The organism is Kribbella solani, from assembly GCF_014205295.1.
Taxonomy (GTDB): Bacteria; Actinomycetota; Actinomycetes; order Propionibacteriales; family Kribbellaceae; genus Kribbella; species Kribbella solani.
In genome coordinates, this window is sequence record NZ_JACHNF010000001.1 from 3,388,082 (window position 1) to 3,402,116 (window position 14,035).

Below are 14,035 nucleotides of genomic sequence, written 5' to 3' on the forward strand. Positions count from 1 at the left end.
CACGGTCGAGGGGAAACCCTCGGCGAAGCCCGGTGCCAGGTGCATAGGATGCGGACATGCCTGGAACCAACCTGACGCGCGACGAGGCGCGTTCCCGTGCGGGTGTGGTCGGTGACGTGAGTTACGCGATCGAGCTCGATCTGGCCAACGCGCCCACCGGCGCCCCGACCTTCCCGTCGGTGACGACGATCACCTTCTCCGCCGAGGCCGGCGCCAGTACGTTCGCCGACCTGATCGCGGAGAAGATCCGCTCGGTCACGCTGAACGGCACCGCCCTCGACCCGGACGCGGTGTACGACGGCGCCCGCATCCAGCTCGACGGCCTGGCCGAGAGCAACGAGCTGAAGGTCGTCGCCGACTGCCTGTACTCCCGCACCGGCGAAGGGCTGCACCGCTCGGTCGACCCGGCCGACAAGGAGACCTACCTCTACACGCAGTTCGAGGTGCCGGACGCCCGCCGGGTGTTCGCCACCTTCGAGCAGCCGAACCTCAAGGCCCCGTTCACGTTCACCGTGTCCGCTCCGGCCCGCTGGGTGGTCATCTCGAACGCTCCGACGCCGGAGCCGACGCCGTACGCCGGCGAGAACGGGGAGGAGCTGGCGCGGTGGGAGTTCCCGCCGACCGAGCGCATCTCGACGTACATCACCGCGGTGGTCGCCGGCCCGTATCACGTGGTCACCGACGTGTACGAAGGGCCGCACGGCTCGTACCCGCTGTCGCTGTTGTGCCGTCCGTCGCTGAAGGGCGCACTGGACACCGATGACCTGTTCGAGGTGACCAAGCAGGGCTTCGCGCTGTTCGAGGAAGCGTTCGGTACGCCGTACCCGTTCCACAAGTACGACCAGGCGTTCGTGCCGGAGTACAACATGGGCGCGATGGAGAACGCCGGCTGCGTGACGCTGCGCGACGAGTACCTGTTCCGCAGCCGGACGACGCACGCGGAGCTGGAGGCCCGTGCCAACACCGTGCTGCACGAGCTGGCGCACATGTGGTTCGGCGACCTGGTCACCATGTCCTGGTGGGACGACCTGTGGCTGAACGAGTCGTTCGCCGAGTGGGCCAGCCACTGGGCCCAGGTGGTCGCGACGGAGAAGTACTCCGATGCCTGGACGACGTTCTGCAACGCCCGGAAGAACTGGGCGTACCGGCAGGACCAGCTGCCGTCGACGCACCCGATCGCCGCGGACATGATCGACTTCCACGCGGTCGAGGTGAACTTCGACGGCATCACGTACGCGAAGGGCGCGTCGACGCTGCGCCAGCTGGTGGCGTTCGTCGGTGAGGACACCTTCGTCGCCGCGCTGAAGGAGTACTTCCACGACCACGCGTTCGGCAACACCGAGCTGGCCGACCTGCTGAAGCCGCTGGAGAAGGCGTCCGGTCGTGACCTGGACGACTGGACCGAGCGCTGGCTGCGGACGGCCGGCGTGAACACGCTGCGCGCCGACTTCGCGGTCGACGACCAGGGCGCGTTCACGTCGTTCGCGATCGCGCAGACCGCGATCGAGAAGTTCCCGGTACTGCGTCCGCACCGCCTCGCGGTCGGCCTGTACCGGCGGAGCGACGCGGGACTGGTCCGGACCGAGCGGTTCGAGGTGGACATCGACGGTCCGCGTACCGAGCTGCCGGAGCTGGTCGGCGCAACCCAGCCGGACCTGGTGCTGCTGAACGACGACGACCTCACGTACGCGAAGATCCGGCTGGACGAGCGCTCCCGGGCCACTCTGGTGGAGTCGATCGACCAGTTCACCGACTCGCTGCCCAGGGCGCTCGCCTGGGGCGCCGCGTGGGACATGACCCGGGACGCGGAGATGCCGGCCAGCCAGTACGTCGGCATCGTGCTGCAGGGCATCCGGGCCGAGACAGACCTCACCGGTGTCCGCGCATTGCTCGCCCAAGCCGGTACGGCCATCAACCAGTACGCCGCACCGCAGAACCGGCCGGCACTGCGTGCACAGTTCGAGGAGGCGCTGGCCGGGCTGGTCGCTGACGCCGATCCGGGCAGTGACCACCAGCTGGCGTACGTCCGGGCGTACAGCTCGGCAGTGTTCTCCGAGGCCGGAGCCGACCGGCTCGCTGCCTGGGTGGCCGGCAACGACCTGCCCGCTGGTCTGGCCCTCGACACCGACCTGCGCTGGACGCTGATCGTCGCTCTGGCCCGGCTGGGCCGGATCGGTGCCGCGGAGATCGACGACGAGCTGACCCGCGACACCACCATCACCGGTCAGGAGCGGGCCGCGCAGGCACGCGCCGCGCGGCCGACTGCCGAGGCCAAGGAAGAGGCCTGGCGGGTCGCGGTCGAGTCGGAGGACACGCCGAACGAGACGCAGTTCCGGACCATCCTCGGGTTCCAGCAGCCCGGCCAGGAGGACCTGCTGCGGCCGTACGTCGACAAGTACCTGGCGGCGGCCAAGGACGTGTACACCCGGCTCGGCTCGTCCATGGGCGAGAACGTGCTGGTGTACCTGTCCCCGCGCCACCTGGCCGACCAGGAAGCACTGGACGCACTGACCGGCTGGCTGGCCGCGGAGTCCGCGTCGGTGGACGCTCCGACCCTCCGCTACGTCACCGAGGCGCAGGCCGACCTGACCCGCGCGATCGCCGCGCAGGCGCAGGACGTCGCCTGATCATCCTGCTCTGACGGGCCCGGTCTCATCGGAGGCCGGGCCCGTCGCATTGAACCTCGTAGTGCGGTAAGACTGGGTCGGTGCCCGCCTCAGACCCCGCCTTGGCTGGTGCGGCAGCTGTAGCGCTGACCGGACTCGCAGAGGCGTACCGACCCCGACCTGTCACCCCACTGATGCCCTGGCGATTCCCACATCGTCTGGTGAAGCCGTACATCGTCACGGCCCGCGGACGGCAATGGGACGACCAGATGGTCGACACCGCCCGCATCACCGCCACCAGGCAGTTCGAATTCGACGATGCGATGGGCTCGGCCGGACTGGGCGTGGTCGTACTGCACCTGTCCGACGACGGTGTCTATCTGGTCGTGCAGAGCTGGGCCAAAGACTTCCAGTCCCGACTGAGCATCTTCAGCGGTATCGACGTCGGTGATCTCCGACCAGCTCCGATCGGCGCCGGTCCGACGGTCTGGGAACAGGAGGTCCTCAGCCACGAGCGAGCCGCGTACGTGCAGCACATCCTGTCCGCGGAGGTCGATGTCGACGCCTGGCTGGACGATGCGCTCGATACCCGTCCGCAGGTCAGGTACGACGGCATCCCTTCCGGCACCTAGTTGTTGCCTGCCGCGTCCAGTCGCTGCCGCTGGTCCGCTGTGAGCTCCAGGTCCGCGGCGGCGAGGCTGTCGTCGATCTGAGCCACCGAAGACGCGCCCACCAGTGCGATGGTCGGGATCTCACCGCCAGTCAGCCAGGACAGCACCACCTGGTTCGCCGTTGCCCCGGTCTCCTTCACTACCTCGTCCAGTGCTGCCTTACGCGCTCTGGTACCGGCGTGGTCGTACAGCTCGTCCAGCGGCCTGTCAGCTCGTACGTACGCACCACTCAGCAGTGGTGTGTAGGCCACAAGCGTCAGACCGGGCTCGGAACGTAGATAGGTGAGTAGGTTGCCGTCGGCGACACCGAGGGTGCCGTCCTTGGCCCGGAGCCCCCCTCGGTCCGTTCGGCTGCGGAAGTACGTGTGGTGGTACTGCAGCAGGTCGTACCCAGGTAGACCGGCTTGAGCAGCCAGCGCCCGGTACCGCTCGAGCCGCCAGGTCCAGTAGTTGCTCAGACCGACCAGACCGACCGATCCGTCCTTCACGAGCGACCCGAACGTCTCGACCTGCTGCTCAACCGGTACGGAGTAGTCGTCGATATGTGCGTAGTACACGTCGATGTGGTCCCGGCCGAGGTTCTCCAGGCTGCGCGCCAGCGACTCCTTGACCCCCTGCAGGCCCTCCACGCTCTCACTCAGCTGGTTCGCCGGCTGCAGTGGCCGGCCACCTACCTTGGTAGCGATCGTGAGCTCGTCCCCCACTCCCCGGCTGCGCATCCACCGCCCGAGCAGCTGCTCACTCTCGCCACCCTGAGTGCCGTTCACCCAGTAGGCGTAGTTGTTGGCCGTGTCAATGAACGTCCCGCCGGCTTCGACGTAGCGGTCCAGGACCGCGTACGACGTCGACTCGTCGGTCGCCGTACCCATCAGCATCGCCCCGAGGGCGATCTGGCTGACCCGCCGCTGCCGCGCCGGGTCGCTCCCAATCGTCAGATATCGCATGCCGCCAGCCAAACAACTAGAGCGCTGTCTAGGTCAAGCGCTGCGGCACAACGCGTTGTCGATCAGCCGCGTAGTGGCGTTCTCCTGGGCGATTCCAGCCGCGAGCGAGTCGTTCAGCTGGCTCGACATCGAGACCACGACGCTGTGCCGGCCATCCGCGGTCACACCCGTACGGGTCCGGTAGCCGATCTGGTCACCACTCGGAATCCACACCGTCCCGCCACAGGACAGGTCGCGAGAGAACACACCCAGACCGTACCGGGCGTTCCGCCAGAACGGGTCGGGGCTGCCGTCGGTCTGGACCGTACGCTTCAACCGCCGCAGCTGGGCGGGCCGCAGCAACCGTCCGTCGAACACCGCGCGCACGATCGTGTCCAGGTCCTTCAGCGTGGAGATGTAGCCGCCGGAGGCATCCGCATCGATCAGATCAGTCGTATCGGTGTACTCAGTCGGCGTGAAGCGGGTGTAGCCATGTGCGTACGGCCGGGCGATCCGTGGGTCGGTTCCGGGGAAGTAGGTGTCCCGCAGACCCAGCGGACGAACGATCCGGCGATCCACCTCGCCGTACCAGGGCCGCCCGGTCACCGCCTTGATCACCAGGCCTACCAGGTCGTAGCCAGTGTTGGAGTAGCTCCAGCCTTTGCCCGGCTCGAACTCCGGCGGGTGGCTGAGGCCGGCACGGACGATCTCGTCCTCGGTGTGGATGGTGAAGCGGCGCTCGTAGTACTGCCGGGCGTTCTCGATGGACGGGAAGTTGCCGTCGTAGATCCCTGCAGTGTGCTGCAACAGCTGCCGGATGGAGATGCGGCGCCCGTCGTACCCATTGCCTTGGACCAGCCCCGGCAGCCAGCGCTCGACTGAGTCTTCTAGTCGCATCCGGTGCTCGGCGACGAGTTGCAGGACTACGGTGCCGACCAGCAGCTTGTTCGTACTGCCGATCCGGAAATGGCCGTCGGCGCGCGGTAGCCGGCCGTTGAGCTCACCGACACCGCTAACCACGGTCCGGGACTGCCGGCCGGATGTCTCGCGTACGAGCACGCCGGTGACTCCGGTGGACCGGATCGCATCGGCATCACGTTGCAGGGTCGACCGCTCCGGCGCATCGGCGGGCGCTGCCTCGGCGGGTACGACGGTCGCGGCGAGCAGTGTGGTCGCGGTGAGGAACAGCAGCAGGCGTTTCATTTCTGGCGAGTCCTTCCAGGGCCGGAGGTCGTGCTTCGAGATTTCCAGCCGGTGGCGTACGCGGCCATCGCCCGCGGACCCGCACTGTGGTCGCGTCGGCGCTACCGGTGAGGGTCAAACGCTTGCTGGTCGGCGGTTCGTGAGCAGGCGTACGCGGTCCGCGATCGCCTGCTGAGCAAAGAGATTCTTGCCACCTGAAGAACCCTCACTTCTCCGGATCTTCGGTTTAAGCTGCACCGAACTGTTCATCAGGGGTTGTCCGGGGAGGGGCCCTTGCCATGACCCGTGTCGATCACCGCCGCGTCGATCGCCGCCGCGTCGATCGCCGCCGTGTCGATCGCCGGAAGGCGCCCGCGCGGGCCGCCCGGCCGCAACGGTCCCGTAGCGCCGTCAGCGCCGCGATCGTGGCCGCGGCGGCGATGGCCGCGGCGTTCGCGTTCATCCTGACCCGCGGGACGTCCGCCGACCCGCCGGCCGCCGGGCCGCCGACGGGCACCAACGCCGCCGCGCCCTCGACCCCGACCGCCGACAGCGCCACGAAGGCGGACCGAAAGCCGCCGGTGTCGGCGCCAGAGACCACTGTGAAGGCCCAGACCACCACGCCGCCCGCGGTGAACACCGGGCCGGTCTCGCCGAAGTTCAAGCGCGGCGAATGGATCGCGGTGCTGGACAAGTACCCGACCGACGTCGGTCTGGCCGCGGATCAGGCCGCGAAAGATACCGCGACGAAGCTGTCCCGCGCGGGCGTACCGGCAAAAGCGATGCTGGTCGACGGGCAGTACCCAGGGCTCACCAACAGCTCACTGACACCCGTCACCGCCACCTGGGTGGTGTACCTCGGACCGGGAACGTCGTCCGAACAGATGCTCGACCTGTGCCTCGACCCGCGCACTCAGCGCGTCTACCCGAGCCCGGCCTGCCCTACCTACGAGCCGGCGGCCACTCGCGGCTGAGCGACCGCATCGGTCGCCAGGCGCGCATGCAGGTGTGAATCGTGCCGCCGCCCGGTCGGCTCGACGTAGTAGTCACGCATCACGCCTTCCAGCTGGAAGCCGGCGCGCAGCGCAACGTGACACGAACCCTCATTGACCAGTGCATGGTCGAGTGAGATGCGGTGCAGGCCGAGTCCATCACTGGCGAAGCCCCAGCGCGCAGCGGCATCCAGTGCGCGCGCACCGAGCCGCCGGCCACGAGCTAGTGGACTGACCCAGTACGCGGCAACAGCCTGGTCAGGCACTCGGTGTACGTCCCGTAGCGTGACGCTGCCAAGTACCTGGTCCGTACTGGTGTCAGCGACCGCGAAAACAGCATTGCCACGTACCCAGCCATCGATTCGCGGCTCCAGCCACCTGCCGGCGCGCCGGTCCGCGGGCAGCCGGATCACGGCAGTACCCGCGGTCCACCGGAGGATGGCCGGGTCCTGTAGCGCAACAGCCACCGCAGCCTCGTCGGATGCCACGAAAGGGCGCAGCACCACGTCGCCGAGGTCGATGCGACGTGGCTGGAGAGCAGCCGTCACCGTACTAGAGCTTGTGCGGCTCGTTGTTGGCGTGCAGCAGCGGCGCCTGGTGTGCGTGCGCGCCCAGCTGCTGGACGCCGGTCACCAGGCCACCGGTCAGGTCACCGGTCGCGAACGACGTCTGCATGGTCAGTGCGGCCAGACCGGCGGACGTGTCCGACAGCTGGCGCCGGGCCTGCGCGCCGCTGACGATCTCGAGGCGGCGGCCGGCCGGGTCGACGTACACCAGGACGGTGTTGTCCGGGTCGTCCAGCTCGTTCAGCAGCTCGATCGCGAACGGACGGGTCTCGGAGTCCGCGCCGCCGACGTACACCGAGAAGCGCAGGCCGGACGCCTCTTCGGCGTTCCGGACCGCCCGCTCGATGTCGTAGAGCTGGTCAGGGGTGAATGCGTCACCAGCTGGCACTTGCGCCTCCGGTCGTACGGGCAACGCCGACACCGGCGGTCGCGGTGGTACCCGGAGCGCTGTTCAGCTCGGGCAGCTCGGGCAGGCTGGCCGGGTCGGGCCGGGTCGCGGTCGGGCCGTTGATCCAGACCGGCGGAGCCCACCAGGACAGGCCCGGGCGGTACCGCGGTCCGTTGGCGATCGAGGAGGCGAAGACCAGCAACGCCACGATCGCGACCACCAACACGGGGATCCCGACGAACACCAGCACGGAGTGGCTGGACAATTCAGCAATCACGCCCCGAAGCCTAGTACTTGACAGGTCGGAAGGGGCCGCAGCCCCTCCCAACCCGTCCAACAGCCGCTGCTCCACTCACAACCCGCGCGGAGCGCGCCTGCTCTTCCTCTGTTCAGCAGCCGCCGCATCTCCGCTCACAACCCGCGCGCAGCGCGGCTGCTTTTCTCCTGTTCAGCAGCCGCCGCAGTTGAAATACGTGATATCCCAGTGATTTCCCTCGTTCGCGTAAATGTTGCCCGCGCCCGACTTCCACTGCTGGGCACCGTCGCCACGGTCCGCGATCCTGGTGAACGTGTTCCGGATGTAGTTACTCACACAGGTGTACACCGCGATGTCCACCTTGTACCCGTTCCAGTGGCTGTACGTCCCACTGGCATGACCGGTCTCAGTACCACCGGTGATGTTCACCGCGCACCCACTGGCCGTCTTCAACGTACGCACGCCGTACACCGTGCTGTCGTTGATCTGATCGAACGAGGTACAGGTAGCGACGTTCCGGTTGGAGCAGTTGCCGCTGGACGACCAAGTGATACCGGCGGCCCGGAAGATCGCGGTCGCCTGCGCGTGGGTCATCTTGGTCAAGGCCGATGCCTGCTCGACCGCCACCACGCCGGGCAGCAGCCCGACCAGTACGGCAACCAGGGGTACGACGACACGACGGAGCACTGTCTTCATGGGGACACTCCTTGAAACGGGGCGGATGTTTCAAGGAGTGCATTTCCCGGGAAAGTTATTGGCGAAACGCCAGGTCGAATCAGAAACTGACATCCGAACACTGGTAGAAGGCGTTGCCGGTGTCGGCGATCGTCCAGACCGCGAGGATCATGTGCCGCCCGGTGCGGCCGGCGGGGATCGTGCCCGGGTGCGACACGTCGTTCGGCGGGCGGGTGCCGTTCAGGCTGACAGTCAGGAACGGCGTCAGGTCGAGCGCGGCCCGGGTCAGCGGCTTGCCCGAGTCCCAGCCCTGTTTCGTCAGGTAGTACTTGAAGTCGGTCGTCGCGTGCGGCGCGGTCAGATGCCAGGTGAAGTTGAACCCCTGACCGGCCTGGAGCCGCGTGGCCGGCCACGCGCCACCGCGCTGATCGTCGAGCTCGGCGAACTGCGGCAGCCCAGCCGAGCAGAGCTTCCCGTCCGCCGGACCGGCCGCCGGGAACCCCTTCGGACCCTCCACGCTCTGCGGCTCCCACTGGATCTGGCCGCAGTTCGTCACGGTCCCTTGCTGGCAGTACTTGGCCCGGCTGGTCGGGCCGGTCGTGTACCCGTGCCCGAAGGCGAGTACCGACGTGCACACCGTCAGCGCCAGCGCGCCGGCGGCGATTCCAGCCATGCTGAGTTTCCGAATCCGCAGCATGAGATCTCCTTCCACTGTTGGGGCGGTGGACAGCGAAGGAAGGCGCCTCTCCTGCTCAATAGAAAACAACCGTTCATAACTATTGTCAACGGTTCGTGAGCAGACGCGTACGGAAAGCTAAATGTTCAGTGCGCCGATCAGTCGTCGCAGCCGATGGTTGTTGGGCAGGTCCTCGACGAGTACCGGCTCGCCCTCAGGTCCGCCGAGCGGCACGCGCCAGTTCGGGTACTCGTCCGTGGTGCCCGGCTGATTCTGCGTACGCCGCTCGCCGACCGCATCCGTGAGCGCGACCCCGACCAGCTTCGCGGGTGTGTGAGCCACGTACTGGTGCAGCGCCTCCACGATCCGCTCGACGTCTCCATCGGTGTTGGAGAGCAGATGGCGCTCACGTAGCGCATTGAGCCACGCGTCCCGATCCGCCTCGTCAACAGCCAGTTCTTCGGCCACGGGACGAGTCAGTAGGCCAAGGCGGTTCCTCAGCTCCACGTGATCGCCTGCCAAGTACCCAGCGGTCGGCGGAAGGTCATGTGTCGTCACAGTGGCCAGACAGAGCTCACGCCAGCGCTCCGGAGCCAGCGGCTTGCCCTTCGCGTCCCGCTCGAACCACAGCACCGACGTACCCAGCACACCGCGCTCCGTGAGGTAGTCACGCACCCAGGGCTCCACAGTGCCCAGATCCTCACCGATGACGGTCACGCCGGCCCGCTGGGCCTCCAGCACAAGGATGCCGACCAGTGCCTCGTGGTCGTAGCGCACGTAGGTGCCCTCGGTCGGGCGCTCCGGTGAAACGACCCACCACAGCCGGAACATCCCCAGGATGTGGTCGATCCGCAGTCCGCCACCGTGCCGCATCACGGCACGCACCAGATCCCGCCAGGCGGCGTACCCGGTCTCGGCCAGCGCGTTCGGCCGCCACGGCGGCTGCGACCAGTCCTGGCCCTGCTGGTTGAACGCATCCGGTGGCGCGCCGACGTGGATGTTCGGTGCCAGCACGTCCTGCAGCGCCCACGCGTCCGCACCGTCCGGGTGCACGCCTACCGCCAGGTCATGCAGTACGCCCAGCGACATGCCCGCCGCCTTCGCCCGGGCCTGCGTACGCGCCAACTGCTCGTCCAACTGCCACTGCAACCAGCAGTGGAACTCCACCGCATCCGGGTTCTCATTGCGGAAGGCAACAACTTCCGATGCGTTCGGTGACTGCAACTCCTCCGGCCACTTGCTCCACTCCGGTCCGTGTACGTCCGCGAGCGCGGCCCAGGTCGCGAAGTCGATCAGTCCCTGGCTCTCCCGGTCGCAGTACGCGCCGTACTCGGCAATGCGCCCCACCGACGGCTGCACCCGGAAGAGCACCTGCAGCGCCTCACGCTTCGCCGCCCAGACCGTGTCCCGGTCCAGCGCGTCGGAGTCCTCGCTCAGCGCACGCGCCTGTAGTGCCAGCGTCCGTACCCGGTCGCGCTCCGCCGGCGCCAGGTCGCCGTACTCGTCGATGTCCTCGATCCGGAGGTAGATCGGGTTACCGAATCGCCGTGACGCCGGCAGGTACGGCGAAGGTTCCATCCGGCCGGCCAGCTCAGCGGCGTGCAGTGGGTTGACCAGCACGAACCCGGCGCCCAGGTCGTGTGCCGACCAGGCAGCCAGATCAGCCAGGTCGTGCAGATCACCGATCCCCCACGACCTGCGTGAGCGGACCGAGTACAGCTGCAGCACCCAGCCCCAGGTGCGGCGCAGCTTCTCCGGCTCGAGCTTGCGTGGCGTGACAATCAGCGTGCTGACCGAAATCTCCGGACTGGTCCCCACCTTCGCGCACAGCCGGTGGTACCCGAGTGGCAGGTCACTGGGCAGCTGGAACGTCGCCTCACCGACCTGCACGCCGTCGATCCACTCCGGTTCGACCCAGTGGTCCTGCTGCGGTACGTCCCGCCGCTGACCGCCGTCCTCGAGGTCGACCCACACCTCCGCCGTAGACCCGTGCGGTACGTGCACGGCGAACCACGGCGTCCACCCCTCCCGCATCACCACAGTCGCGGGCAGCGTACGCCGCCACCGCGCCTGACGGTGCTCTGCCAGCGCGAGCGCGGCCTTCTCCGGTGTGGACGCATCCACACCGAGTGCGGCCAGCACGTCCGACACGACCTCGCTGGAGACGATCACATGCTCGCCTTGCCAGTTCCAGTACTCCGTCGCAACGCCATGGGCAACCGCAAGCTCTACAAGGGCCGGAGTGGGAGCTGTCACCCCAGCGAGTCTGCCGTATCAACCGCACCTAGGTACAAACGGCGCGCGTCCTGTTATGCGTTCGAGCGGCGGCGGCTGAGCATCAGGACGGCCACCAGCAGGACTCCGCTCGCTACGACCAGTCCGATTGCCACACCGCCCAGGTTGTCGGTCAACTGGTACAGGGCGGTTGGCCAGATGACCAGGAGGATCGCGCAGCCCACCACCGCGTACGCGGGGCGCCGCGTCCGGCCGTACGCGACCAGCAACGCGGCAGGACCGGCAGTACCCACGGCAAGCGCCATGATCTCGCCGCGCTCCTGCACCAGCCAGCAGATCGACGAACTGAACATCGCGGCTCCGGCCAGTGACCAGGACGTCACCTGATCCCGCACCATTCCCAGCATCGCGAACACGAACGCGACGATGATGAAACCGGTCCCGGCGATCCCCGCGCTGTTCGCGGCCGAACCGGTGTCCGGAGTGAGGACGTCTGCCGTGATCACCAACACACCGACGGCCAGGATCCCAAAAGTTGCCACCAGCAACGAAGAACCCGCCAGCCAGCACAGCCCCGCGCCGGCCAGCGCGAGCGCGACCAGCACCCCGGCCACTCGCCCGGTCTCGCCCTCGATCGCCACGAACGTCGCGAACCCGGCCACGCAGCAGCCCATCGACGCGAGCGCCGAGCTGAGCTGCTCACGCCGCCGCAGCAGCGCCAGCACGACGGCCGCGCCGAGCAGCACCACGGCCGCGGTGGTCCCGGTGCTGATCCGGGCCGCGCGGCCCATCTCACCCCAGTTCGCCAAGGTCAGGAGCGCGACGGCGCCGAGCAGCAGCGCGCCGCCGATGTAGCCGAGCACCTCGACCAGGGCGTTCGGGTGCGACGCCGTCAGCGGTCGGTTCGCTTTGGTCTGGACCGGCTCCGCGGGCTGTTCCGGCGCCGCGGCCGGCGCCGGCGGCCGGCCCGGGTCCGCGAGGGCCGCGTCGATCTCCGCGTCGGCCGCGTCCCGGATCGAGTCGGCCTGGTACTGGCGCAGCACGCCGGCGCTCACGAGCCTCGACAGCTCGTCGTCCAGACGGCTCGACATGCGATCGCTTCTCCCTTGTCAGCCTTACTAAGATCGGGCGGCGAGATGCCTATTCTGACCAGCTACCTTGCGTCCCTAATCAGTCACCCCCTGTTTTCGCTACCGGGTACCTTTCCGACCTTCTTCCGGACGGGCCCCGACGGCAAGCTGAAGATGACCGATCAGATCGTCGTGGTCCCGGCCCGGATCGCCGCCCTGATCATCGGTTTCTTCGTCCTCCGCTGGGTGCTGCACAAGCTCATCCGCCGGTTCGCCCGGCGAACCGGCAACGGGGCCGTCGCGGGCGTCCTGGCGAAGTCGAAACGCGGCCAGGAGTTCGTCGAGAACACCCTCGCGAACGAGCGCCGGGCGCAGCGCGCGGAGACGATCGCCTCGCTGCTGACCAGCGCGGTCACGATCGTGCTGAGCGCGGTCCTGGTGGTGATGGTGCTGGCCGAGCTCGGCTTCAACATCCTGCCGGTGATCGCGTCCGCGAGCATCATCGGCGTCGCGCTCGGCTTCGGCGCGCAGACGCTGGTGAAGGACTTTTTGGCCGGCGTGTTCATGATCTTCGAGGACCAGTACGGCGTCGGCGACCTGATCGACATGGAGAAGGCGACCGGCACCGTGGTCGCGGTCGGTCTGCGCATCACCACGCTCCGTGGCGAAGACGGCACCACCTGGTACGTACGCAACGGCGAGGTGCTCCGGGTCGGCAACATGACCACCCGGGATCCGAACAGCACCGGCTCCTCCGGCGTCGGCTCCGGCACCGAGAAGGAAGAGGAAACCAGGGCCGAGGACAGCACCACGGCCGAAACCCACGGCGAGCACCAGGGCTGAGGTAGGGCTGGAACGGGTGCGTCCGGCGAACCAGGTGGCTCGCCGGACGCTGTTGGTGCGGGTCAGGCGGTGAAGGTGACGTCCAGGGTGATCGGGACCGCGGACAGCGCCTGCGACACCGGGCAGTTCTTCTTCGCGCCCTCGGCGAACTCGGCGAACTCCTCGGCGGTCAGGCCCGGCACGTTGCCGTTCACCGACAGCTTGATGCCGGTGATGCCCTCACCCGGCTGGAAGGTGACGTCGGCCTGGGTGTCGATCGACGCCGGCGGCTTGCCCGCGCCGGCCAGCGCGTGCGACAGGGCCATCGAGAAGCAGGTGGAGTGCGCGGCCGCGATCAGCTCTTCCGGGCTGGTCTTACCGTTGGCGTCGTTCGCGCGGGAGGCCCAGGTGACGTCGTAGGTGCCGACACCGGACGACTCGAGCGCGACCTGGCCGGCGCCCTCCATCAGCGAGCCTTCCCAGTGGGCCTTGGCCGTACGAGTGGTAGCCATGCTCGTGTTCTCTCCTTAGAGGGGTGGTTCGGCGCCCGGACACGTCGATCGCGTCCGGGTGGTTCAGTTCTGCGGTTCGAGCGTGTTCACCATGCTGTCCGCGGCCATCAGCATGTACCGCCAGATCTCCGCGTCCCGCTCCGGGGACAGGGCGATCTCGTCGAGCGCGGCCCGCATGTGGCCGAGCCACCGGTCCCGGGCGCTCGGCGTGACGGCGAACGGCGCGTGCCGCATCCGCAGCCGCGGGTGCCCACGCTGCTCGGAGTACGTCTTGGGGCCGCCCCAGTACTGCTCCAGGAACATCCGGAAGCGCACCTCGGCCGGACCGAGGTCCTCCTCCGGGTACATCGCCCGGAGCTCCGGATCGGCGGCAACACCCCGGTAGAACGCTGCCACCAACCGGTGGAAGGTATCCGCCCCACCGACGGCGTCGTAGAAGCTCTGCTGGTCACTCATGTCGG

General features: G+C 68.1%; 15 protein-coding genes. 4 read left to right on the top strand and 11 right to left on the bottom strand.

All coding sequences use genetic code 11. The features are described 5' to 3' along the window. The first annotated feature begins 56 nt into the window (after positions 1–56). Together pepN and HDA44_RS15210 are read left to right on the top strand one after the other, a co-directional pair. Entirely contained in the window at positions 57–2,627 is a 2,571-nt protein-coding gene (gene pepN, locus HDA44_RS15205) for an aminopeptidase N (RefSeq protein WP_184834888.1), read from the top strand. A gap of 200 nt (positions 2,628–2,827) precedes the next feature. After that, positions 2,828–3,238 (top strand): hypothetical protein, encoded by a 411-nt coding sequence (locus HDA44_RS15210; protein WP_337906017.1) that lies wholly within the window; start codon positions 2,828–2,830, stop codon positions 3,236–3,238. On the opposite strand, the gene HDA44_RS15215 is transcribed toward HDA44_RS15210, so the two are convergent. Continuing rightward, positions 3,235–4,221 (bottom strand): aldo/keto reductase, encoded by a 987-nt coding sequence (locus tag HDA44_RS15215; RefSeq protein ID WP_184834892.1) that lies wholly within the window; start codon positions 4,219–4,221, stop codon positions 3,235–3,237. The two genes, HDA44_RS15210 and HDA44_RS15215, sit on opposite strands and share 4 nt — an antisense overlap. A gap of 33 nt (positions 4,222–4,254) precedes the next feature. Then, positions 4,255–5,403, bottom strand: a complete 1,149-nt coding sequence (locus HDA44_RS15220; RefSeq protein WP_184834895.1) for a serine hydrolase domain-containing protein — start codon at positions 5,401–5,403, stop codon at positions 4,255–4,257. Positions 5,404–5,681: 278 nt separating this feature from the next. Between HDA44_RS15220 and HDA44_RS15225 the strand changes: the two genes are divergently transcribed. Further along, positions 5,682–6,356 carry a hypothetical protein gene (locus HDA44_RS15225; RefSeq protein ID WP_184834897.1) on the top strand — a complete coding sequence of 225 codons (675 nt, stop codon included), beginning with the start codon at positions 5,682–5,684 and terminating at the stop codon, positions 6,354–6,356. Here the strand turns inward: HDA44_RS15225 and HDA44_RS15230 are convergent. The 7 genes from HDA44_RS15230 to HDA44_RS15260 all read right to left on the bottom strand — a co-directional run bounded on the left by HDA44_RS15230 (position 6,329) and on the right by HDA44_RS15260 (position 12,261). Next, positions 6,329–6,922: a GNAT family N-acetyltransferase gene (locus HDA44_RS15230; RefSeq protein ID WP_184834899.1), complete on the bottom strand. Its 594-nt coding sequence runs from the start codon at positions 6,920–6,922 to the stop codon at positions 6,329–6,331. The genes HDA44_RS15225 and HDA44_RS15230 overlap by 28 nt on opposite strands. Positions 6,923–6,926: 4 nt before the next feature. Beyond that, a complete protein-coding gene (locus HDA44_RS15235) occupies positions 6,927–7,328 on the bottom strand; it encodes a DUF5130 family protein (RefSeq protein WP_184834900.1) in 402 nt (133 codons plus the stop codon). Next, the gene (gene ctaJ / locus HDA44_RS15240; RefSeq protein ID WP_184834902.1) at positions 7,315–7,605 is read right to left on the bottom strand and encodes an aa3-type cytochrome oxidase subunit CtaJ; all 291 of its coding nucleotides are present in this window, start codon (positions 7,603–7,605) and stop codon (positions 7,315–7,317) included. The genes HDA44_RS15235 and ctaJ overlap by 14 nt, the downstream gene beginning before the upstream one ends. Positions 7,606–7,776: 171 nt before the next feature. Then, entirely contained in the window at positions 7,777–8,280 is a 504-nt protein-coding gene (locus tag HDA44_RS15245; protein ID WP_184834904.1) for a hypothetical protein, read from the bottom strand. A gap of 79 nt (positions 8,281–8,359) precedes the next feature. Further along, positions 8,360–8,956, bottom strand: a complete 597-nt coding sequence (locus tag HDA44_RS15250) for a lytic polysaccharide monooxygenase auxiliary activity family 9 protein (RefSeq protein WP_184834906.1) — start codon at positions 8,954–8,956, stop codon at positions 8,360–8,362. A 117-nt stretch (positions 8,957–9,073) separates the two neighbouring features. Next, the gene (malQ, locus tag HDA44_RS15255; RefSeq protein ID WP_184834908.1) at positions 9,074–11,191 is read right to left on the bottom strand and encodes a 4-alpha-glucanotransferase; all 2,118 of its coding nucleotides are present in this window, start codon (positions 11,189–11,191) and stop codon (positions 9,074–9,076) included. A 53-nt stretch (positions 11,192–11,244) separates the two neighbouring features. Then, positions 11,245–12,261 carry a hypothetical protein gene (locus tag HDA44_RS15260; RefSeq protein ID WP_184834910.1) on the bottom strand — a complete coding sequence of 339 codons (1,017 nt, stop codon included), beginning with the start codon at positions 12,259–12,261 and terminating at the stop codon, positions 11,245–11,247. A 153-nt stretch (positions 12,262–12,414) separates the two neighbouring features. On the opposite strand from HDA44_RS15260, the gene HDA44_RS15265 reads away from it, so the two are divergent. Then, complete coding sequence (locus HDA44_RS15265) at positions 12,415–13,083, top strand: mechanosensitive ion channel family protein (RefSeq protein ID WP_238352457.1); 669 nt, start codon at positions 12,415–12,417, stop codon at positions 13,081–13,083. Positions 13,084–13,145: 62 nt separating this feature from the next. Here HDA44_RS15265 and HDA44_RS15270 read toward each other — a convergent pair whose 3' ends face one another. Next, positions 13,146–13,574 (bottom strand): OsmC family protein, encoded by a 429-nt coding sequence (locus tag HDA44_RS15270; RefSeq protein ID WP_184834914.1) that lies wholly within the window; start codon positions 13,572–13,574, stop codon positions 13,146–13,148. A gap of 63 nt (positions 13,575–13,637) precedes the next feature. Further along, positions 13,638–14,030, bottom strand: coding sequence for a globin (locus tag HDA44_RS15275; protein WP_184834916.1), 393 nt, complete (start codon positions 14,028–14,030; stop codon positions 13,638–13,640). Positions 14,031–14,035: the final 5 nt, after the last annotated feature.

Excerpts from the sequence above, each read along its gene's own strand:
- pepN (WP_184834888.1), top strand. The coding sequence starts at position 57 with ATGCCTGGAACCAACCTGACGCGCGACGAGGCGCGTTCCCGTGCGGGT.
- HDA44_RS15215 (WP_184834892.1), bottom strand. The coding sequence starts at position 4,221 with ATGCGATATCTGACGATTGGGAGCGACCCGGCGCGGCAGCGGCGGGTC.
- HDA44_RS15220 (WP_184834895.1), bottom strand. The coding sequence starts at position 5,403 with ATGAAACGCCTGCTGCTGTTCCTCACCGCGACCACACTGCTCGCCGCG.
- HDA44_RS15225 (WP_184834897.1), top strand. The coding sequence starts at position 5,682 with ATGACCCGTGTCGATCACCGCCGCGTCGATCGCCGCCGCGTCGATCGC.
- HDA44_RS15245 (WP_184834904.1), bottom strand. The coding sequence starts at position 8,280 with ATGAAGACAGTGCTCCGTCGTGTCGTCGTACCCCTGGTTGCCGTACTG.
- HDA44_RS15250 (WP_184834906.1), bottom strand. The coding sequence starts at position 8,956 with ATGCTGCGGATTCGGAAACTCAGCATGGCTGGAATCGCCGCCGGCGCG.
- HDA44_RS15260 (WP_184834910.1), bottom strand. The coding sequence starts at position 12,261 with ATGTCGAGCCGTCTGGACGACGAGCTGTCGAGGCTCGTGAGCGCCGGC.
- HDA44_RS15265 (WP_238352457.1), top strand. The coding sequence starts at position 12,415 with ATGACCGATCAGATCGTCGTGGTCCCGGCCCGGATCGCCGCCCTGATC.
- HDA44_RS15270 (WP_184834914.1), bottom strand. The coding sequence starts at position 13,574 with ATGGCTACCACTCGTACGGCCAAGGCCCACTGGGAAGGCTCGCTGATG.
- HDA44_RS15275 (WP_184834916.1), bottom strand. The coding sequence starts at position 14,030 with ATGAGTGACCAGCAGAGCTTCTACGACGCCGTCGGTGGGGCGGATACC.